The sequence below is a fragment of the Actinoallomurus bryophytorum genome, from assembly GCF_006716425.1.
Classification (GTDB): Bacteria; Actinomycetota; Actinomycetes; order Streptosporangiales; family Streptosporangiaceae; genus Actinoallomurus; species Actinoallomurus bryophytorum.
Genome location: NZ_VFOZ01000002.1, coordinates 792,124 through 811,137, shown reverse-complemented (window position 1 = coordinate 811,137; position 19,014 = coordinate 792,124). Strand labels below are relative to the sequence as shown.

The 19,014-nt window shown below is 70.6% G+C and carries 17 protein-coding genes; 6 read left to right on the top strand and 11 right to left on the bottom strand.

The features are described 5' to 3' along the window. Positions 1 to 24: 24 nt before the first annotated feature. Positions 25 to 918: an EamA family transporter gene (locus FB559_RS39755; protein WP_246122834.1), complete on the bottom strand. Its 894-nt coding sequence runs from the start codon at positions 916 to 918 to the stop codon at positions 25 to 27. A 68-nt stretch (positions 919 to 986) separates the two neighbouring features. On the opposite strand from FB559_RS39755, the gene FB559_RS39750 reads away from it, so the two are divergent. Next, entirely contained in the window at positions 987 to 1,838 is an 852-nt protein-coding gene (locus FB559_RS39750; protein WP_141962752.1) for a LysR family transcriptional regulator, read from the top strand. Positions 1,839 to 1,853: 15 nt separating this feature from the next. Here FB559_RS39750 and FB559_RS39745 read toward each other — a convergent pair whose 3' ends face one another. Both FB559_RS39745 and FB559_RS39740 read right to left on the bottom strand, forming a co-directional pair. Next, on the bottom strand, positions 1,854 to 3,041 hold the full coding sequence (locus FB559_RS39745) for a GAF domain-containing sensor histidine kinase (RefSeq protein ID WP_141962751.1): 1,188 nt from the start codon (positions 3,039 to 3,041) through the stop codon (positions 1,854 to 1,856). 118 nt (positions 3,042 to 3,159) lie between these two features. Further along, positions 3,160 to 4,077 (bottom strand): RNA polymerase sigma-70 factor, encoded by a 918-nt coding sequence (locus FB559_RS39740; RefSeq protein ID WP_141962750.1) that lies wholly within the window; start codon positions 4,075 to 4,077, stop codon positions 3,160 to 3,162. A gap of 429 nt (positions 4,078 to 4,506) precedes the next feature. On the opposite strand from FB559_RS39740, the gene FB559_RS39735 reads away from it, so the two are divergent. Further along, positions 4,507 to 5,259 (top strand): SDR family oxidoreductase, encoded by a 753-nt coding sequence (locus tag FB559_RS39735; RefSeq protein ID WP_141962749.1) that lies wholly within the window; start codon positions 4,507 to 4,509, stop codon positions 5,257 to 5,259. Between the two features lie 52 nt (positions 5,260 to 5,311). On the opposite strand, the gene FB559_RS39730 is transcribed toward FB559_RS39735, so the two are convergent. Then, on the bottom strand, positions 5,312 to 6,121 hold the full coding sequence (locus tag FB559_RS39730; protein WP_141962748.1) for an SDR family NAD(P)-dependent oxidoreductase: 810 nt from the start codon (positions 6,119 to 6,121) through the stop codon (positions 5,312 to 5,314). 103 nt (positions 6,122 to 6,224) lie between these two features. Between FB559_RS39730 and FB559_RS39725 the strand changes: the two genes are divergently transcribed. Next, positions 6,225 to 6,899 carry a TetR/AcrR family transcriptional regulator gene (locus tag FB559_RS39725; RefSeq protein WP_221640670.1) on the top strand — a complete coding sequence of 225 codons (675 nt, stop codon included), beginning with the start codon at positions 6,225 to 6,227 and terminating at the stop codon, positions 6,897 to 6,899. Positions 6,900 to 6,915: 16 nt separating this feature from the next. Here the strand turns inward: FB559_RS39725 and FB559_RS39720 are convergent, their stop codons facing one another. From FB559_RS39720 to FB559_RS39705, 4 genes are all read right to left on the bottom strand, one after another. Beyond that, positions 6,916 to 7,629, bottom strand: a complete 714-nt coding sequence (locus FB559_RS39720) for a C39 family peptidase (RefSeq protein ID WP_141962747.1) — start codon at positions 7,627 to 7,629, stop codon at positions 6,916 to 6,918. A gap of 153 nt (positions 7,630 to 7,782) precedes the next feature. Next, positions 7,783 to 8,403 (bottom strand): zinc-binding dehydrogenase, encoded by a 621-nt coding sequence (locus FB559_RS39715; protein ID WP_221640669.1) that lies wholly within the window; start codon positions 8,401 to 8,403, stop codon positions 7,783 to 7,785. 156 nt (positions 8,404 to 8,559) lie between these two features. Then, positions 8,560 to 10,437 carry a sensor histidine kinase gene (locus tag FB559_RS39710; protein ID WP_141962745.1) on the bottom strand — a complete coding sequence of 626 codons (1,878 nt, stop codon included), beginning with the start codon at positions 10,435 to 10,437 and terminating at the stop codon, positions 8,560 to 8,562. Positions 10,438 to 10,572: 135 nt separating this feature from the next. After that, entirely contained in the window at positions 10,573 to 10,845 is a 273-nt protein-coding gene (locus FB559_RS39705) for a hypothetical protein (protein WP_246122832.1), read from the bottom strand. A 678-nt stretch (positions 10,846 to 11,523) separates the two neighbouring features. Between FB559_RS39705 and FB559_RS39700 the strand changes: the two genes are divergently transcribed. Both FB559_RS39700 and FB559_RS39695 read left to right on the top strand, forming a co-directional pair. Then, the gene (locus FB559_RS39700; protein ID WP_185792690.1) at positions 11,524 to 12,636 is read left to right on the top strand and encodes a serine hydrolase domain-containing protein; all 1,113 of its coding nucleotides are present in this window, start codon (positions 11,524 to 11,526) and stop codon (positions 12,634 to 12,636) included. Between the two features lie 87 nt (positions 12,637 to 12,723). Then, entirely contained in the window at positions 12,724 to 13,617 is an 894-nt protein-coding gene (locus FB559_RS39695) for a hypothetical protein (RefSeq protein ID WP_141962743.1), read from the top strand. A 52-nt stretch (positions 13,618 to 13,669) separates the two neighbouring features. Here FB559_RS39695 and FB559_RS39690 read toward each other — a convergent pair whose 3' ends face one another. Further along, positions 13,670 to 15,346 (bottom strand): class I adenylate-forming enzyme family protein, encoded by a 1,677-nt coding sequence (locus FB559_RS39690; protein WP_141962742.1) that lies wholly within the window; start codon positions 15,344 to 15,346, stop codon positions 13,670 to 13,672. Between the two features lie 155 nt (positions 15,347 to 15,501). Between FB559_RS39690 and FB559_RS39685 the strand changes: the two genes are divergently transcribed. Continuing rightward, positions 15,502 to 16,653, top strand: coding sequence for an RNA-guided endonuclease InsQ/TnpB family protein (locus FB559_RS39685; protein WP_141962741.1), 1,152 nt, complete (start codon positions 15,502 to 15,504; stop codon positions 16,651 to 16,653). Between the two features lie 40 nt (positions 16,654 to 16,693). On the opposite strand, the gene FB559_RS39680 is transcribed toward FB559_RS39685, so the two are convergent. Together FB559_RS39680 and FB559_RS39675 are read right to left on the bottom strand one after the other, a co-directional pair. After that, positions 16,694 to 17,962, bottom strand: coding sequence for an acyl-CoA dehydrogenase family protein (locus tag FB559_RS39680; protein WP_141962740.1), 1,269 nt, complete (start codon positions 17,960 to 17,962; stop codon positions 16,694 to 16,696). Further along, on the bottom strand, positions 17,962 to 19,008 hold the full coding sequence (locus FB559_RS39675; RefSeq protein WP_141962739.1) for a phosphotransferase family protein: 1,047 nt from the start codon (positions 19,006 to 19,008) through the stop codon (positions 17,962 to 17,964). The genes FB559_RS39680 and FB559_RS39675 overlap by 1 nt, the downstream gene beginning before the upstream one ends. Between the last annotated feature and the right edge of the window lie 6 nt (positions 19,009 to 19,014).

Below are 19,014 nucleotides of genomic sequence, written 5' to 3'. Positions count from 1 at the left end.
CGGGTGTTGAGCACCGTCGCGGCATCAAGCGTGCCTCGGCCGTGTGAGGATGCTGATGGCGTTGGCCAAGATGATCGCCGCGATGCTCGACCAGGCGGCCACGTCGAGCCTCTGCCCCAGAACGAGCACGCCAACGGCCGCGGCGAGCACCGGGTTGACGCTCATGAACAATCCGAACGCCTCTGCGGGAACGCGGCGCAGCGTGAACAGGTCCGCGAGGAACGGCACAGCGGAGGATAGGACCCCGGCCGCGACAGCCGCACCGAGCGCCCCGGCGGAAGGCGTGTGGTGTACCGCGACGCCTGCTCCGATGGGCAGGTAGACCAAGGCGGACAGTCCCGCTGCGGCGGCTGTGCCCTGTGCCCCGGGGACGCGCTGCCCGATGGAACGGTTGAGCAGAATATAAGCGGCCCAGCAGGCAGCGGCGAGCAGCGCGAGCCCCATGCCAAGGTAATCGGCGGTGGGGCGCGGGCGCATCAGTGCGACGACTCCCGCCGCGGCGAGTGCGGCGCAGCCCAGGTCCACGCGTCTGCGCGAGCCGGCCAGCGCGATCGTGAGGGGGCCGAGGAACTCCAGGGTCACCGCCGGGCCGAGACCGATCCGGTCGATCGCGGTGTAGAGCGACAGGTTCACCACACCGAAGACGGCCGCGAGCAGCAGCACCGGCCCCCACTGACGCCGCGTGAAGGACCGAAGGCGGGGCCGGCCGACCGCGAGCAGCACCGCTGCCGCGACGTACTGGCGGACCGCGACGACGCCGACAGGGCCGAGCACCGGGAAGGCCAGCGACCCGATCGCGGCGCCGAGCTGGGTCGAAAGGCCGCTGGCGAGCATCGTGCAGACCCCGGCCATGGGCACGGCGCCACGCTTCGTGGGCAGGACGGCGCGGTCTGCTGGGCGAGTGGGGGCTGCTTGCACGCATCGATCCTGTGCCGCGCCGGACCATGCGCAAAATGCATGGAGCCCGCCAACTATACGATTCGGTTATGGATGTCGAGCTGCGTCAGTTGCGCTGCCTCATCGCGATCGTGGACGAGGGCACGTTCACCGACGCCGCGATCGCTCTGGGCATCTCACAGGCGGCGGTCTCCCGCACGCTTTCGGCCCTCGAGAAGCGCCTCGGCGTACGGCTCCTGCGACGTACGTCCCGCGAAACCTCGCCGACCGCGATCGGACTACGCGTCGTGGCGCACGCCCGGCGCGTGCTGACCGAGGTCGACAACCTGGTACGGGAAGCGACATCGGGCCACGTCGAACTGCGTATCGGCCACGCCTGGTCGGCACTCGGCCGACTCACACTCGCCTTTCAAGACCGGTGGCGGGAATCGCACCCGGAAACGCAACTGCACCTGCTTCGCATCAACTCCCCGAGCGCCGGCCTGGCCGAGGGCACCGCGGATCTTGCGGTCACGCGCAGGCCGCTGGAGGACCGCCGCTTCGAGGGCGCCATCGTGGGTCTGGAAGCACGCTGGTGCGCGATGGCCGCCTCCGACCCCCTGGCGCGGCGCCGCTCGGTGCGTCTGGCCGATCTCAGCGGCCGCGTCCTGCTCGTCGATCAGCGCACCGGGTCGACCACCGCGGATTTGTGGCCCGCGAACGCGCGCCCCGTGACACAGGAGAGCCGCGACATCGACGACTGGCTCACGGTCATCGCCACCGGCCGCTGCGTCGGGGTTACCGCGCAGTCCGTCGTCGACCAATATCCAAGGCCAGGCATCGTCTACCTGCCGGTACGCGACGCCGAACCGATCGCCGTACGACTGGTCTGGTGGCGCGACGACCCCCACCCGGCCATCAGCACCGTGCTCGAGCTTCTCACCGAGCTCTACCGCACATGACCGATCGAGGGTCTCTTACTCGCCGCACGTCGGGATCCTGATCAGCAGTGACGTGCCCTCACCCGGAGGGCTCGTGATCTGGATGTCCCCGCCAAGCGGTTCGACGCGATCCCGGAGGCCGATGAGGCCGGATCCGCAGCCGAGGTCGGCGCCGCCCACGCCGTCGTCGTGGACCGAGACCCAGACGGCCTCGTCCTCGACCTGGATGCCGACGCGTACCTCGGTCGCGTGCGCGTGTTTGAGCGTGTTGGTCAGCGCCTCGGAGACGGCGTAGTAGACGGCCACCTCGAGAGGCTCGGCCAGCTGCCCGACGAGGCGCAGGTCGAGGCGTACCGGGACCGGGGAACGCTGGGCCAGCGATCGGACGGCGGCTTCGAGTCCGCCCTTGGACAGGATGGCCGGATGCAGCCCGCGCGAGATCTCCTGCAGGTCGTGCAGGACGCCCGTCAGCCCGCGAGCCGTTCGGGCCAGGCGTTCCCTGAGCTCGTGTTGCCCTGGCGGGACCATGGCCTCCGTCGTACGGAGCTCGAGTGCCAGTGAGACGAGGCGTTGCTGCGCCCCGTCGTGCAGATCGCGTTCGAACCGGCGGCGCGTCGCGTCCGAGGCCGCGACGACGCGGGCGCGGGAGGCGAGGAGCTCGGCGCGGCTCTCGGCGCCTGCGATCGCATTACCGACGAGTGCCATGAACCGCAGCATGCGTTCCTCGGTGTCCACGGGCTGCGGCGTGGACCCGGGGGAGACGTTCGCCGCGAATCCCCAGAGGCGCCCCTCGACCGTGATGGGGGAGGCGACGACGTACTTGATCCCGCGCGTGCGGGTCCACGCGCCGAGCTCGCTCCCCGCCCGGGCGTAGTCGGTCATCCGCGCCGCCTTTCCCGTCCGCGCGACCGCCGCTTCCACGATGCCGTCCTCGATGGGCCAGCGACCACCGAGAGGCGGCATGATGTCGGGTACGCCCGGGCGCCTCCAATGACCCACCACTGTGCTCGTACGGTCCGGTTCGTAGCGATTGACGATGACGTAGTCCGCTCCCAGGAGGCACCCCATCTCTCTGGCGACGGCGCCGATGATGCCTGCCGGCGGGGCTCCCTGCGCCACGAGCGTCGCGACGCGGAGGAGCGCTCGCTGTTCGTCCGCGAGCCGGCTGAGCCGGGTCAGGCGGCGGGCCAGTCCTATGGCATCGCGTAGCCCGATGATCTTCATCAAGAGCACCCCATCGCCAACGGCGTCGGCAGGCACGACTCATGCGTGAGCTGGGGATACGGCCCTGTGCCCATCGTACGACGGCGTGATCCGGAGGCCGGTCACGACCGGGGGTCCCTCAGAGGCCGGCGTCCGCCCGTCCACGCGAGCGTGCGAATGCCTCGAGCTTCACGGGATTCATCACCCACAGGAGCGTGTGGACGCGCCGCGGCAGGGCCTCGATGGTCAGCAGGGCGACATCGGTGCCGTCGCGGGAGATCAGAACGCCGGGGCGTCCGTTCGCCTCCACCCATTCGAGGTCCGTGCCCGGCCAGAACCGGGGCGCAAAGGCGGCGACGAACTTCGCCACGCGGGTGTGGCCGGCCACGGGGAACCTCGCGGCACCCTTGATCCCGCCGCCGTCGGCGTAGCTGACGACGTCCGTGGCGAAGAGGTCCTCGAGGGCGGCGACGTCGCCCGCCCGCGCGGCGGCGAGGAACACCTCCAGGAGCCGCCGGTGCTCGGCCTTGTCGACGGGCTCGCGCCGCTCGGCGGACACGCGTTTGCGGGCACGGCTGACGATCTGGCGGGTGTTGACGGCACTGAGCCGCAGGATGTCCGCGATCTCGCCGTACGGATAGTCGAAGGCCTCACGGAGGATGTACGCCGCGCGTTCGGTGGGGCTGAGCTTTTCGAGCAGGAGCAGAACGGCGAACTCCAGCGCCTCCGCGCGTTCGGCCCCCACCGCGGGGTCGACGCTCGTGTCGACGGGCTCGGGGAGCCAGGGCCCGACGTACGTCTCACGTCGTGCCCTGGCGGACTGGGCGACGTTGATGGCCAGGTGGGTGGTGGTCCGCGCGAGGAAGGCCGGGGGCTCGACCACGACGGTGCGGTCGGTCTTCTGCCAGCGCAGCCAGACCTCCTGGAGGATGTCCTCGGCCTCGGCCACGCTCCCGAGGATGCGGTAGGCGATGCCGAACAGCCGTGGGCGCAGCTCCAGGAACGCGGAGGCGGCCTGGTCGAGCCCGCTGCCGGTTCCTGGCTGTTCCGCGCGCATACACCGTCCGCTCGATGCCGTCCGTCGCTGGTCTTCCAGCTTATCGGGGGCATGGGCAGGGCATGAGGCAGGCCGCGGCGGGGGGCCCGGGGGGTCGGCGCCGCGGCCTGCCGGAGGTGGCGCGCACGGATGACGATCCGGCGTGCGCGCCTGGCAGGACGCGGCAGGGGCATTGCCGCGACCCGCCCGGGAGGGCGTGCACCAGGGGTGCACGCCCGGCTTCGAGCCGGAGGATGGGTCCGGCCGGTCAACTCAGCGTGGACGGCCGCGACGGGCCGTCGCAGCTAGGACCAGGCGGTGCCCGCATTTGTGACAGCACCGGGCGGGCCGGGAACTCGCCTCGCCGGGGCCGTCACACATCGCGGGGCTGTCCTGTCTTAGCTGGCGACCGGGCGGCAGGCGATGTCCCGGCGTACAGGAAGGCATGGCATGAAGATCGTGGTCATCGGCGGCACCGGCCTCATCGGGTCAAGACTCGTGACGAATCTGCGCGAGCACGGCCACGAGGCCGTGGCGGCGGCGCCGAGTACCGGCGTCGACACTCTCACCGGTGAGGGTCTCGCCGGCGTCATGGCCGGCGCGTCCGTGGTGGTCGACGTGGCGAACTCCCCGTCGTTCGAGGACGCCGCGGTGCTGGAGTTCTTCCAGACCTCCACCCGTAACCTGCTGGCCGCGGAGGCGGCGGCCGGCGTCGGGCACCACGTCGCACTTTCGGTCGTGGGGACCGGGCGGCTGCCCGACAGCGGCTACCTCCGGGCGAAGGCCGCGCAGGAGAACTTGATCCAGGGTGCGCCGATCCCCTTCTCGATCGTGCATGCGACGCAGTTCTTCGAGTTCGTCCCCGCCATCGCCGACGCGGGCACCGACGGCGGCACGGTACGAATGGCGCCGGTGTCCTTCCAGCCCATCGCGGGTGACGACGTGGCCCGGGTGGTCGGCAAGGTCGTGGTGGGGGCGCCGGTCAACGGCAGGGTGGAGGCCGGTGGGCCGGAGCGGTTCAGGATGGATGAGTTCTTCCGCGACGCTCTGGCCGCACGGAGCGATCCGCGCGAGGTGGTCACGGACCCCCACGCGCGCTACTTCGGCACCGAGCTGAGCGACCTGTCCCTCGTACCGGGCGATGACGCGGTTCTCGGCGAGATCCGGTACGGCGACTGGCCGGGCCGGGCGGGGCGCTCATGAGCGCCCCGCCCGGCGGAGGCGCCTTCCTGACCGCCGCGTTCCACCGGCACCCTCACCGGTCGCCGAATGCCGCGAGTGCGACGGGCTGCCACTTCCGCCAGGTCTCCAGCCGTTCCGTGTACTCGGCCTCGACCGGCTCGAACGACTTGCCGAAGAAGATCCGCTGCGGGGGGTCGTCGGTGTCGGCGAGTTGCAAGAGGGGTGCCCGTGTGGCGCGGGGGTCGCCGGTCTCCCACTCGATCCGGGTGGCATCACGCACCCCGTCGTAGTCGGGGTCGGCCTGGCTGGTCCGGACGCTTCCCCCGCCGAAGTCGGTGGCGTAGGGGCCCGGCTCCAGGCAGATCACGTGGATCCCGAAGGCCTCGACCTCCTGGAGCAGTGACTGCGACAGTCCCTCGACCGCCCATTTGGAGGCGTGGTAGGCGCCGATGCCCGGGAACGCGCGGACGCCGCCCTCGCTGGTGACCTGGATGATCCGGCCGTGCCCCTGTTTGCGCATGATCGGCAGGACCGCCTGCGTGAGCCACAGGGTGCCGAAGAAGTTGGTGTCGAGCTCGGCGCGTACCTCGGCCTCGCTGAGCTCCTCGACCATGCCGAAGTGGCCGTAGCCGGCGTTGTTGACCAGGACGTCCAGCGAGCCCAGGTGGTCCGCCGCCTGCCGCACCGCGGCGAATGCCGCGGTGCGGTCGGTGACGTCGAGCCGCAGCGGCAGCACCGCGTCACCGTAGCGCTCGACCAGCGGCTGTAGCGGCTCGAGGCTGCGCGCGGTGGCCGCCACGCGGTCGCCGCGCTCGAGCGCTGCTTCGGCCCACTCGCGTCCGAATCCCTTGGAGGTTCCGGTGATGAACCACGTCTTCGACATGTCGCGTCCTTTCCCTCACGGCCGGTGCTCGACGGCACCTCGTTACGTTGCAACATAAAAGTAGCATGGGATGCATTAATACGCTACATGCTATTGTGACTGCATGAGCGAGCGCATGCCTGTGGCTGGGGCGGACGGACGACGGGAGCGCAAGAAGCGTCAGACCCGGACACGGATCCAGGACGCCGCGCTGGAGTTGTTCGCGACGCGGGGGTACCGCGACACGACGATCGCCGCGATCGCCGACCACGCCGACGTCGCGACCCGCACCGTCACCCTGCACTTCCCCGCCAAGGAGGACCTGCTCTTCGCCGACGACCCCTTCACGCCCGAGTCGCTCGGGCTACGGCTCCGGTCGCGCGGTCCGAAGGAGGGCACGCTCGAGGTGCTACGAGACTGGATGCACGCGACGATGCGTTCCCTCGACGCGAGTGACGCGGAGGAGCCCCAGGATCTGGGCCGGGTGTGGCAGCGCAGGGCCCTTCGATCCCGCCTGCTCATGGACGACGACGACCTGCGTGGCCGTGCCCGCGCCGGCTACCGCGACCTCGAGCAGCTGGTGGCGGCCGGCATCGGCGAGGACGTGGGCCAGGCCGCCGACGCGCTCCTTCCCCGGCTGGCCGCCTCGACGGTCGTCGGCGGGCTCCGCGAGATCTACGCCACCCGCGAGGCTCAGGAGAAGACCGGCGCCGCGACGAGCGAGCTGTTCGACCTCGTCGACGGCGTGCTCGCCTTCGCCCGCGCGGGCATCGCCGAGCTGTCGCCGAAGCCCGCGTGAGCCGGTTCCGGCACGCTCAGTACCGCTCGATGTAGTGCATCCCGCCCGCGGGCTGGAGGGTCTTCGCCAGGGCCTTGACCGAGAGTGTGTGGGTCCCGCCGGTCGGCCGCCACGGGTCGTACACGGTGATGGTGCCGTTGGACCTGCGGTAGCCGTACGCGACGATCGCGTGCGCTGCCCTGCGGCCGTAGCCCCTGCCGCCGTTCCAGGGCAGACGTTCCATGTACACCTGGAGGACCGGCGCGCGGTGGAGCGTTCCGACGTCGTACACGATCTTCGACATCAGGGCCTTCGGGTGGCCGGCCACGTCGGTCACGACGGTGTCGCTGTAGTGCCGGGTGTGGATGTAGTGCTCCAGGACGTCCGCCGCGTCGTCACCCTGGGTGCCCCCCACTCTCCTCGTCCTCATCTTCCTGGCCAGAGTGTTCTGATCCACCTTGATGCCGAAGGTGGCCAGGCTCATCGAGGCCGAGGCGGGTTCGCAGTAGTAGCTCGTCCACTGGTACTGCCCCTTGATCCTCAGCCGGTACGCGCCGGGCGGGCCCGCGGGACGCCTGGGGGAGGGTGCCGGGGGCTCCGCCGGTTCGACCGGGGCCACCGCGGCGGTGAGCGGGGGCGGGTTCGCCGTACCGGTGTGCCCGTTCCTCCCGGCGACGGCCACCGCACCCACGACGACGATCGCCGCGGCGAGGGCTCCGGCGGCCGCCCGCGGGTGTGGCGCACCGTTCATCCAAGCCCTCCACCCGTCAGGAAGCCCGTAGCGTCTCTCCTCAGACGCCGGGTGGTGCGAGGTGGTTGTCGCAAATGCGAACTTCGCCGTGGCGGATCCGCTTGCCGTCCCGTAGCCCGGCAGTGAAGCCTCGGGCCGCCCCGCCGGCGGGGCTCAGGCGGTCACGTCGAGGACCATCCGGAAGCGGGCCTCGCCGGCCATCATGCGTTCGTACGCCTTCGGGGCCTCGGTCAGCGGCACGACCTCGTTCATCGAGCGAATGCCCCGCTGGACGCTGAAGGCCAGGTTGTCCTCGTTCTCGATCGGGGTGCCGGTGAGACTCCCGCCGAGCGTACGGGTGCCGAAGATCAGATCGGCGGTGTTCACCGTCAGGGGATCGGGCGCGGCACCGACGACCACCATGTGGCCGCCCGGCGCGAGGCCGGGGAGCAGAGCCGACATCGATGCTCCGCTCGCGGCCGTGGCGATGATCGCGGCGGCGCCGCCGAGGTCGCGCAGGGCGGTGCCCGGGTCGTCGGCGGAGCTGTCGACGTAGTGGTCCGCCCCCAGCCCGGCCGCCAGTTCCGCCTTGCCGGTGCCACGGGCGACGGCCGCCACGCGGTAGCCGAGCTTGCCGGCGTACTGCAGGGCGAGATGGCCCAGACCGCCGATGCCCTGTACGGCCACCAGCGCACCCGGGTGGGCGCCGATCCGCGTCAGCGCCTTGTACGTGGTGAGACCGGCGCACAGCAGCGGCGCCGCCTCGACCGAGCTCAGACGCTCCGGAACGCGCACGAGCCCGCGAAACCCCTCGACGGCGAGGGCGTCGGAGTGACAGACACCGCAGCTTTCGACGTCGATCGTCGTTCTACAACCACTTCGACAGCAAAGAGGCGCTGGCCATGGTCGCGCTCGAGCGCTACGGCGAGAGCCTGCGTATGCCAAGGTCGGCTAACGGCGAGGCCCCGGCCTGATGGCGCCGGCCGCCGACGGGGCTCGGTCCTCGTCGACCGGGATCTCGACGAGGATCGAGGTTCCGCCTCCCGGCGGACTGATGATCTCGATCCTGCCGCCGAGCGCCTCGGCGCGGTCGGTGAGGCCGATGAGGCCCGACCCTCCGGCCGGGGAGGCTCCTCCTGTCCCGTCGTCGCGGATCGAGAGCCGGACGGCGGTCTCCTTCACGGTGAGCTCGACGTGCGCCCTGGACGCGTGGGCGTGTGCGGTCGTGTTCGCCAGTGCCTCCGCGACGATGTGATAGGCGGCCAGTTCGTAGCGCTCGGGCAGGCGCCGGTCGGCGTCGATGGTGAGTTCGACGGGGATGGGGGAGCGGCGCGCGAGCGTCTTGAGCGCGGGCTGGAGTCCGCCGCGTGCGAGGACCGCCGGATTGAGGTCGCGTGAGATCTCCCGCAGTCCGTCGCCGGCGTGCCGCAGGATTCCACCGGCGCGAGACACCTGTCCTTTGAGCTCGGGCGGAGCCTCGGCCGCGATCGTGCCCAGTTCGAGCTCGAGCGTGACGAGATACTGCCGTATCCGGCTGTCCAGCTCGTGTTCGATGCGGCTTCGGGTCTGGTCCGCGGCGGTGACGGCACGGGCGCGGGACGCGGTCAGCTCGGCGTGGCTCTGGGCGTTCGCGATGGCGACGGCGACGAGGTCGGTGAAGTCCCGCATGCGTTCCTCGGTGCCCTCGGGCAGCGACTCCGCCGTGCTCGAAGAGGCGACCATCGCCCCCCACAGACGTCCGCCGACCGTGATGGGGCATCCCACGGCCGACATGTTCCCCAGCGCCTTCGCGACGGAGATCAGGTCGCCGTCACCCGCGTAGGACTCGATCCTGCCCGGTACCCCGGTCCGTGCCATGAGTTCCGAGACGGTCCCTTTGGCGGGTCGCCAGCGGGAGCCGAGCGGCATCGTGGCCACGGGCCCCTCGGCGTTCCAGCTGCCGACCGCGGTTATGGCGCCGTCCGGTTCGTAGCGGAACACCTGGGTGTGCCGTGCACCCAGGATCTGCCCGACCTCGCGGGCCACCGCGTTGAAGACCTCGTCCGAGCGGACGCCGTGGGCGACGAGCGTCGCGAGGCGCCGCAGCGCGGCCTGTTCGTCGGCGATCCGGCGGAGCTCGTCGCGGCCGGCCTTGAGCGCGTCGGCGACGGTCTCGCGCTCCCGCGCGGCCTGCAGCAGCACCTCCAACGAGGGCACGACCTGTTCCTCGAGGCGCCGGAGCGCCGGCTTCGGCAGGCCGGTGGGGACGACCAGCGTCCACAGCCGCAGCGTCTCCTGCCGCAGCGGGAACGTCACATGCCGTTCGTCCTCGGCGCGCGTACCGGGTTCGATCGTCGCGGAGGGAAGCTTGAGGGCCCGCGCCAGGTGCCGGGTGGCCGCCGGCAGCGCGGTGTCCAGGTCCGGCGCCCGCAGCAGGGTGCGCGCCAGTCCGGCCGCGAGGTCGGCCTCGGCATGCGCACTGACCTCGACGGCCAGTGCGTGGGCCAGCTTGAAGATCGAACAGGTCAGGGCGGCGATGAACACGAAGAGCGCGAACGCGGCCCAGTCCTCGCGCTTGGCGACCAGACTCCAGGTCGGCGGGATGAGGAAGTAGTTGAAGGTGAGGGTGCTGGCCACCGCGGTGGCCACGCCGAATCCCAGACCCCACAGGGACGCGATCGCCACGATGCCGGGCAGGTACACCAGGTCCAGGGAGTGGAGCGGGGCGATGGGTCTGAGGAGTTCGGCCAGGAGGGTTTCGGCAGTGACGCACAAGAGCGCCACCAGGATCCCCATGCCGAAAGGTGGGGGCGTCTCGCGTCGCAGCATTGCTAGCAGACGCAAGCTCATAGCGCTTTTAGTCTACTCCGCACGTGGATGTCCGTCCCGGGAGGACGATGCCTCCGAGACCCCGCGGTGGGGCAGGGTTCCCGCCCCGACGGGCCGCGTCGGAGGTCGTAAGGCCGGAGCCGGTGGAGCGCCGCCCTAGTGGTCGAGGGACGCGGCGAGCAGGTCGGCGGCCTGTGCGGGATCGTTGGCGCTGGCGGAACCCCCGCCGCTCCACAGGTACGACCAGGCGTCCGCGGAGGACGGCATGGCGAAGACCATCGTGTTGTGCCCGTTGGGCCTGGACACGTGGAGCAGTGCGCCGTTCGGTCCCGTCAGGGTGCACTGCAGGCCGCGGGTCCGCGCCTCGTCGGCGAGCCTCGCCAGGCACTGGCGGCGCGACTCCTCGGTCGGATCCACAGAATCACTCATCGCGCATCATCCTTTCTCTGTGGAGCCACACCGTCTATAGGCCGGCCGCGGTCCGTGGTCACGTACGTGCGTCGCTCATGATGCGTGTCATCAATGGCCGGCGACGCCAGAGGCCCGGTCTCACCGGGAATCAGGTCGGTCGATTCATGCGCGCCGGTCGGCAAGGGTGGGGAATGACATGAGTATCGCCTCCCCTGTGTCGCCGGTGCAGATGGCTACTATCGCACTAGTACGTGGGTGATCGTACTGTGTGCACCGATATTCGACGCGCTCGGGGCGGCATCGGCTCCCGGGATCCCGTTGATCGTCGTCAGAGCGGTTACGTGGGCGGCCGGGCAGGGCCGGGATCATGGCACGGCCACCGTCGGCGCGAGCCGCACAGTGCGCCGCCGGTGATCAGTGTGTGGTGTCCGGCTGAGGAGGCCCGCCGCCGACCAGAGTGACGCCCACGGCCGGCAGCGCGGCCCGCGTACGGGCCAGGGTGAGTCTTCGCATGTCGCTGCTTCCTTCTGATGATCCCGGTGCTTCCCTGAGCACCGGTCGCATGAGCCATTCGGACGCCGGGGTGTTTCAGATGGAATGGGGTCACCTGCTTTTCCGCTCGAGCAGAACAGAAGGAAGGAGCGTCGCCGTTTAATCGGTGGCTTCGCCGGGGTGCGGCGGCTTAGATTCGCCCCCATGACGATCCAGGGGATCTGCGAGGACCGGTTCGGTGCGGTGCGCGAGACGCTCGCGACCCTGCTGGAGGGTGACGACGTGGGTGCCGCGGCGGCCGTGTACGTCGACGGCGAGCCTGTCGTCGACCTCTGGGGCGGGTACGCCGACGCGGCGCGCACCGTCGCGTGGGAGCGCGACTCCATCACCAACGTCTGGTCCATCACCAAGACGATGACGGCGCTGTGCGCGCTGATCCTCGCCGACCGCGGCGACCTGGACCTGGACGCTCCGGTCGCCGAGTACTGGCCCGAGTTCGCGGCGGCGGGCAAGGGCGGCGTGCTCGTGCGTCATCTGCTCTCGCACACCGCGGGCCTGCCCACCTGGGACGAACCCATGGCCACCGAGGATCTCTACGACTGGGAGATCGCGACATCACGGCTGGCCGCGCAGGCCCCCCGCTGGGAGCCCGGGACCCGTGCCGGCTACCACGCGGTCACCCAGGGGTACCTGGTGGGCGAGGTGGTCCGCCGGGTCACCGGCCGTAGCCTGGGCCGATTCTTCGCCGAGGAGGTCGCCGGGCCGCTGGGTGCCGACTTCCACATCGGGCTGCCCGCCGAGCACGACCACCGCGTCGTCCCGATCATCCCTCCGCCGGCCGCACCGAGCCCGGAGGCGGACGACCCGCGTAACCGGCCCGGCAATCCGCCGGTACCGCCCGCGATCGCCAACACCCTCGCGTGGCGGCGAGCCGAGATCCCGGCGGCGAACGGCCACGGCAACGCACGCTCGATCGGTGCCGTGCAGTCGGTACTGGCGGGCGGGGGGACGGCACGGGGCGTGCGGCTGCTGTCGCCGGAGGGCTGTGAGCGGGTGTTCGAGGAACAGTTCCGCGGCACCGACCAGATCCTCGGTGTGCCGATGCGCTACGGCATCGGCTACGGGCTGAACGGCGGCTGGCTTCCCAACCCGCGGTCGTGCTTCTGGGGCGGCTGGGGCGGTTCGCTGGTCGTGGTCGACCTCGACGCCCGCATGACGGTCTCGTGCGTGATGAACCGGATGGCCGATCCGGCCTCGGACGCCGGCCAGCGGGCCTTCCTCCTTGTGATGGCCGCCTACGAAGGGCTCACGGCATAACGGGCGGGAGAGCAACCGGCGGGCACGAGCGTGCGTCCTACTGACGATGCGAGATGAGACGCCGCGTTCGTCGAGGGAGTCGGGACCATGTATCGGATCTTCACATCGCGCGCCCTCGTGGAGAGTCACTACTGGTACGCGTTAGGCCTGGTCACCGGCGCGGCCACCGCCGGTAGCCTCGTCACGAGCAGCGCCCTCGGCGCGCTCGTCGGGAGTGTCGTCCTGCTCCTCGCCCTGGCGTTCCTCTGGTTTCCGATACGGGTCCTCGTCGTCTCCTCAGGCGAGCTCCGCCTGCGTACGGCGGAGCTGTCCGCACGGCGGAGGCGTGTCTCCCTCGCCAGAATCGACTGGCGTGACGTCCACGAGATGTTCGTGGCATCGCGAGAGGGCGCCGCCACGCTGGTCGTGGGGCGCTGGGTGAGGCCGCCGCGGGCGCTCTTCCCCGAGGCCCGCCTGGACGCGGTGGGAGTGGAGCTGCCGCCGGGGTATGACCACGGCCTGCTGCTGGACGCCATCGGGCAGGCCGCCCCGCACGTTCCCGTCCACGAGATGACGCTCGCCGAGCTGCTGACGCGTACCCAGAGGCCGTACACCCTCCGGGCCCCCCAAGTGCGGGGGCGGTTGGGGGGATTCGCCGCCGGATGTGCCGCGGCGGCCGCCGCCATCACCGGCGACCACTACGGCCTCAACGCCGGAGCCCTCTTCATCATCCTCGCGGGCGTCGCGGTGACCCTGGGGACGCCGGCGCTGGAGATCGGGCCGCACGGCCTGCGCGTACGGCGCTGGGACCCCTGGGGCACCGGATGGTCGGCCGTCACCTCTGTCGACGTACGGGATCTCGGCGAACGGGTCGAGATCGAGGTCACCACGTCGTCCGGCCGGACGATGACGCGACGTCTGCCGCGAGCGCGGGTCGACCTCGAGACGCTGGAGGCGACGCTGCGTGCCTACGCTCCTCCGCAGGCGGTGAAGGTGTCCTGAGGCCGGCGAGGCCGGCGCGGCCGGGGTGACCACGCCGGCCGCTCGGAGCACCTCAGCTGAGAATCTCCTGGCGCAGGCGGGTCTTGAGGATCTTGCCGCCCGGATTGCGGGGAAGCTCGCCCTCGCGGAACCAGACGTGGACCGGCACCTTGAACGCCGCGATCCGCTCCCGCAGGAAGGCTCGCAGGTCGTCCGATGTCAGCGAGGCGCCCGGCCGCAGGCAGACCACCGCGCCGACCTCCTCGCCGAGCACCTCGTGCGGGACGCCGATGACGGCCGCGTCGGCGACCGCCGGGTTCTCATAGATCGCGGCCTCGACCTCGGCGCAGTAGACGTTCTCGCCACCGCGGATGAGCATGTCCTTGGCCCGGTCGACGATGTAGACGAAGCCCTCCTCGTCGACGCGTGCCAGGTCGCCACTGTGGAACCAGCCGCCGATGAAGGCCCCTTCGGTGGCCTCGGGGCGGTTCCAGTAGCCCTTGATGATGTTCGGGCCCCTGATGACCAGCTCACCGACCTCTCCGACCGGCAGCTCCGAACCCGCGGGGTCGACGACCTTCACGTCGCAGACCGCGACCGGCGGGCCGACGCTGTCCGGGTGGGTCAGGTAGTTGATCCCGCCGTTGTACGTCGTCACCGACGAGGTCTCGGTCAGGCCGTAGCCGTTGCCGGGGATGCGCTCCGGCAGCAGCTCCTTGATCTTTTCGACCAGGGTCGGGGCCGCGGGGGCGCCGCCGTACGAGACCGAGGTCAGGCTCGAGGTGTCGTACTTGCCGAAGTCCGGCGACGTCAGCACCTGCCAGGCCATCGTGGGTACGCCGCCGAACATCGTGACGCCCTCGCGCTCGATGAGTTCGAGGGCGCGGGAGGGGTTCCACTTGTGCATCAGCACGATCGTGCTGCCGGCCAGGGCGCTGGCGACGAGCACCGAGTGGCAGCCCGTCGCGTGGAACAGCGGCACGCTCAGCAGTGACACGCGGGGCCGGGGCGCGACCACCTCGTCCAGCTCGCCGCCCCCGCGTACACCGGCCACGGCCATCGCGTACGCGAGGCTCACCGGGTTCGTGGTGATGTTGCGCTGGGTGCCGAGCGCGCCCTTGGGGCGGCCGGTCGTCCCCGACGTATAGAAGATCGTCGCGTCGTCGTCCGGGTCGATGGCGGCCTCGGGCAGCTCGCCGACCAGGTCACCGACGAAGGAGTCGTAGGTCTCCGCGCCCTCGGGCGGCTCGCCGGAACCCCGTACGACGACCGCCGGCATGCCGAGCTCCGGCAGCAGGCCGGCGAGCCGTTCGGCACGCTCCTCGTCGGCGACGAGGACCTTCGCGCCGCTGTCGCGCAGGCCGTACTCCAGCTCCGGCGCGGTCCACCAGGCGTTGAGCGGGACGACCACCGCGCCGATGGCCGCGGCCCCCCAGAAGGCGACCGACCATTCGGGGAAGTTGCGCATCGCGATCGCCACCCGGTCGCCCTTACGCACGCCGTGACGCGAGGCGAGCCGGTGCGCGAACGTCGCCGCGTGCCGGAAGTGCTCCTCGAAGGTCAGCCGGTCGTCCTCGTAGACCAGGAACGTCTTGTCCCCGTGGAGCCGGCTGATCTCCAGGATCGACCGGAGCGAGGGCGGGGCGTGCTTCCAGACCCGGGTACGCGTGCCGCGGATCTCGACCTCGTCCATCTCGAACAACTGTCCTGGCGCGGTCACCAGGGCGCTGACCTCTTTGAGGCTCTGCATCACCAGGCACCTACAGCGTGGAGATCCCGTCCTTGAGGCCGGGGAGGGAACGCGGCGTGGTCGGTCATGGTGTTCTCCAGGTTTTGTCGGTGGGGGTCGTTAATTTGGTGGCCGTGTCCCGCTTCCGTCTTCAGCCCTCGCCTGCCTAGGAGGCCGTGCTGACCGAGCATTGCGGGCACGCCCGGTTCGTGTGGAATTTGGCGGTTGAGCAGCATGCCCATTGGCGTTCCGGGCTGAGGTCCGCGCCTGGGTTCGCTGAGCAGGGCCGTCAGTTGACCGAAGCCCGCGCGGAGTTCGGGTGGTTGGCCGCCGGGTCGGTTGTGGTGCAGCAACAAGCGCTTAGAGACTTCGCCCAGGCGATGGCGAACTTCTTCGCCGGGACCCATCGGCGGCCGACGTGGCGTGTGCGTGGGCGGGGCGAGGGGTTCCGGATCGTCGCGGTCAAACTCGGTGACGTGCGGCGTCTGTCCCGGCATGTCGGTGAGGTGAGGATCCCGAAGGTGGGGTGGGTGCGGTTCCGCCGGTCCCGTGCCGTCCCCGAAGCCGTCAAATCGTTCCGGGTGACCTGTGACCGGGCGGGCCGTTGGCATGTCGCGTTCGCCGCGATCCCTGAACCGATCCCCGGACCAGGGAATGGTGACGTCGTGGGCGTGGACCGGGGTGTGAGGGTCAGTGCGGCCTTGTCCACGGGGCAACTGCTGTCCGCACCCGGCCTGCGTAAAACAGAGGCGGAACGGCGTTTGCGGCTGCAGCGCAGACGCGCGAAAGCGCGACGCGGGTCCAACCGCAGGGCGAACCTGTCGGCGGCGATCGCCCGGCTGAAGGCCCGCGAATTCGATCGGCGTAAGGACTGGGTGGAGAAGACCAGCACCGATCTGGCGCGCCGGTTCGACGTGATCGGTGTCGAGGACCTGAAGATCGTGGCGATGACCCGCTCGGCCAGGGGTACCCTCGCTGAGCCTGGCAGGAATGTCGCTCAAAAGCGTGGGTTGAACCGCGGCATCCTGGCCAGTGGGTGGGGGCGGCTGGTGGCCCGGCTGGAACACAAAGCACCTGGACGGGTGGTCAAGGTCAGTCCGCGTTACACGTCGCAGACCTGCAACACCTGCAGCCACACCGCCGCGGAGAGTCGCGAGAGCCAAGCCTTCTTCCGGTGCGTTGCCTGCGGGCATGCGGCCAACGCCGACGTCAACGCGGCACGCAACATCGCCGATTCGGCCGCCGGGCGGGCGGTTGCTGCGCGGGGAGGCTCGGGATTGCCTGAGCCTGCGAACCGCGAACCTCAACTCCTCCTCCTTCCGGGATAGGAATGGGTTGAAATCCCCGCCCTTCAGGCAGGGGAGGACGTCAATCCACTCCGAATTTTTCGCGGGCGGCGGCGATCTTGTCCGGCAGGTACTCGGTGGGCCAGGGGCCCGTGGCGGGCTCGTACTGCCGGAGCACCCGGCGTGCGATGGAGGACTGGTGGACCTCGGTGGGGCCGTCCATGATGCCCATCAGCGGCGCGGACTGCCAGAGCCGCGCCAGGGGAGTGTCGCTGGAGACCCCGAGCGCGCCGTGGATGTGCATCGCCCGGTAGACGACGTCGTGGAAGACGCGCGCGGCGGCCACCTTGCAGGCGGCGATCTGGGTCCGTGCCTCCTTGGTGGAGGACTGGTCGATCAGCCAGGCCGTGTGCAGGATCAGCAGCCGGAACTGCTGGATCTCGATGTAGGAGTCGGCGATGGCGGCCTGCACGAGCTGCTTGCCGGCGAGGTTGCCGTCGTGGGTCTCCCGCGACAGCGCACGCTCGCACATCATGTCGAAGGCCTTCTTCACCGCGGCGACCGTACGCATCGCGTGGTGGATCCGGCCGCCGCCGAGGCGCGCCTGGGAGATCGCGAACGCCCCGCCGGCCTCGCCGAGCAGTGACTCCGGGCCGACGGCCGCGTCGTTGTAGCGGATGTGGGCGTGACCGCCGTCGCCGCGGTGGCCCATCGTCGAGATGTTGCGCACGATCTCGACGCCCGGGGTGTCGGTGGGCACCAGGAACATCGACATCCGCTGGTACGGGTGCGCGTCCGGGTCGGTCACCGCCATCACGATGAGGAACGCCGCGTTGGCCGCGTTGGAGGTGAAGTACTTCTCTCCGCTGATCACCCAGCCGTCGCCGTCGCGGACCGCGCGCGTACGGAACAGGCGAGGGTCCGAGCCGGCGTGCGGCTCCGTCATCGAAAAGCCCGAGAAGCACTCGCCGTCCAGCAGTGGCTTGAGGTAGCGGGCCTTCTGCTCCTCGGTGCCGTACATCGCGATGATCTCGGCGTTCCCGGTGTCCGGCGCCTGGCAGCCGAAGATCACCGATGCCCACGGGGACCGCCCGATCAGCTCATTCATCAAAGCGAGCTTGAGCTGACCGTACCCCTGGCCACCCAGGTCAGGGCCCAGGTGGCAGGCCCAGAGGCCCTGTTCGCGCACCTGGGCCTTCAGCGGCTCGACGATCGGGCGTGTCTCGTCGTCCAGCGGCATGTACGCCTTGCCGCCGTACACCAGATCGAGCGGCTCGACCTCGTCACGGATGAACGCGTCCATCCAGTCCAGTTTCGCCTGGAACTCGGGCTCGGTGGAAAAGTCCCACATCACGCCTCCATGAAGGTGTGGGCACGGGCGAAGAGCCCGAGCGTCATCGCGTGCAGCAGGTCGCCGACGTCCTTGGATGCCTTGCCGGCGAACGCGCGGGCGTGCGTGCCCTCCAGCACGATGCCGAGCTTGAAGCAGGCGAGCACGGCGTACCAGGTCAGTGCCGACAGGTCGCGGTTCGAGCCGGCGGCGTAGACCTCCGCCAGCTCGGCGGTGGAGGGCAGGCCACCCGCCGCCCCGATCGTCCCCGACGTTCGCGCGTTCTCCCCATCCGGCCAGGTCGCGACCAGCCAGCCCAGGTCGAGCAGCGGGTCGCCGATCGTGCACATCTCCCAGTCGACGATCGCGGCGACCTCGGGGCCGTCGAAGGAGTACAGCAGGTTGGCCAGGTGGAAGTCGCCGTGCATGATCCCCGGCCGCCAGTCGCGCGGCCGTCCGGCCTCCAGCCAGGAGGCGACGTCCATCAGCCCCGGGATGTCCGGCCCCGGATAGCCGGCCAGCGCGTTGTAGGACTCCAGCTCCGACAGCCACCGGCCGACCTGGCGTTCGAGGAACCCCTCCGGCCGCCCGAGGTCGCCCAGGCCGACGGCCACGTGGTCGACCGCGCCGAGCTCGGCGAGGGCGGCGGCGGCCGACAGGCCCATCCGGTGCCGTACGGCGGGGTCGCCCGCGTGGAGCTCGGGCAGCGTGGTCGTGGGGTTGAAACCGCGCACCGACTCCATGAGGTAGAAGACGGCGCCGCCCATGACGTCCTCGTCGGTACAGGCCGCGATCAGGCGCGGGGCGCGTACGCCGGTGCCGTCGAGCGCGGCCAGCACCCGTGCCTCGCGCCGCAGCGCGTCGTTGCTCTTGGGCCGCAGGTGCGCCGGCGGCCGGCGCAGGACGTACTCGCGGTCTCCGCGGCGGAAGCGGACCAGGATGTTCTGCGTGCCGCCGCCGAGCCGCTCGACCTCCTCGAACGCGCCACCCGGCAGGGCCTGGCCGTCCATCCAGTCCGAGAGAACATCGAAGTCGACCAGGCTCGGGTCGATAGGGTCATGCTGCATTCAGGG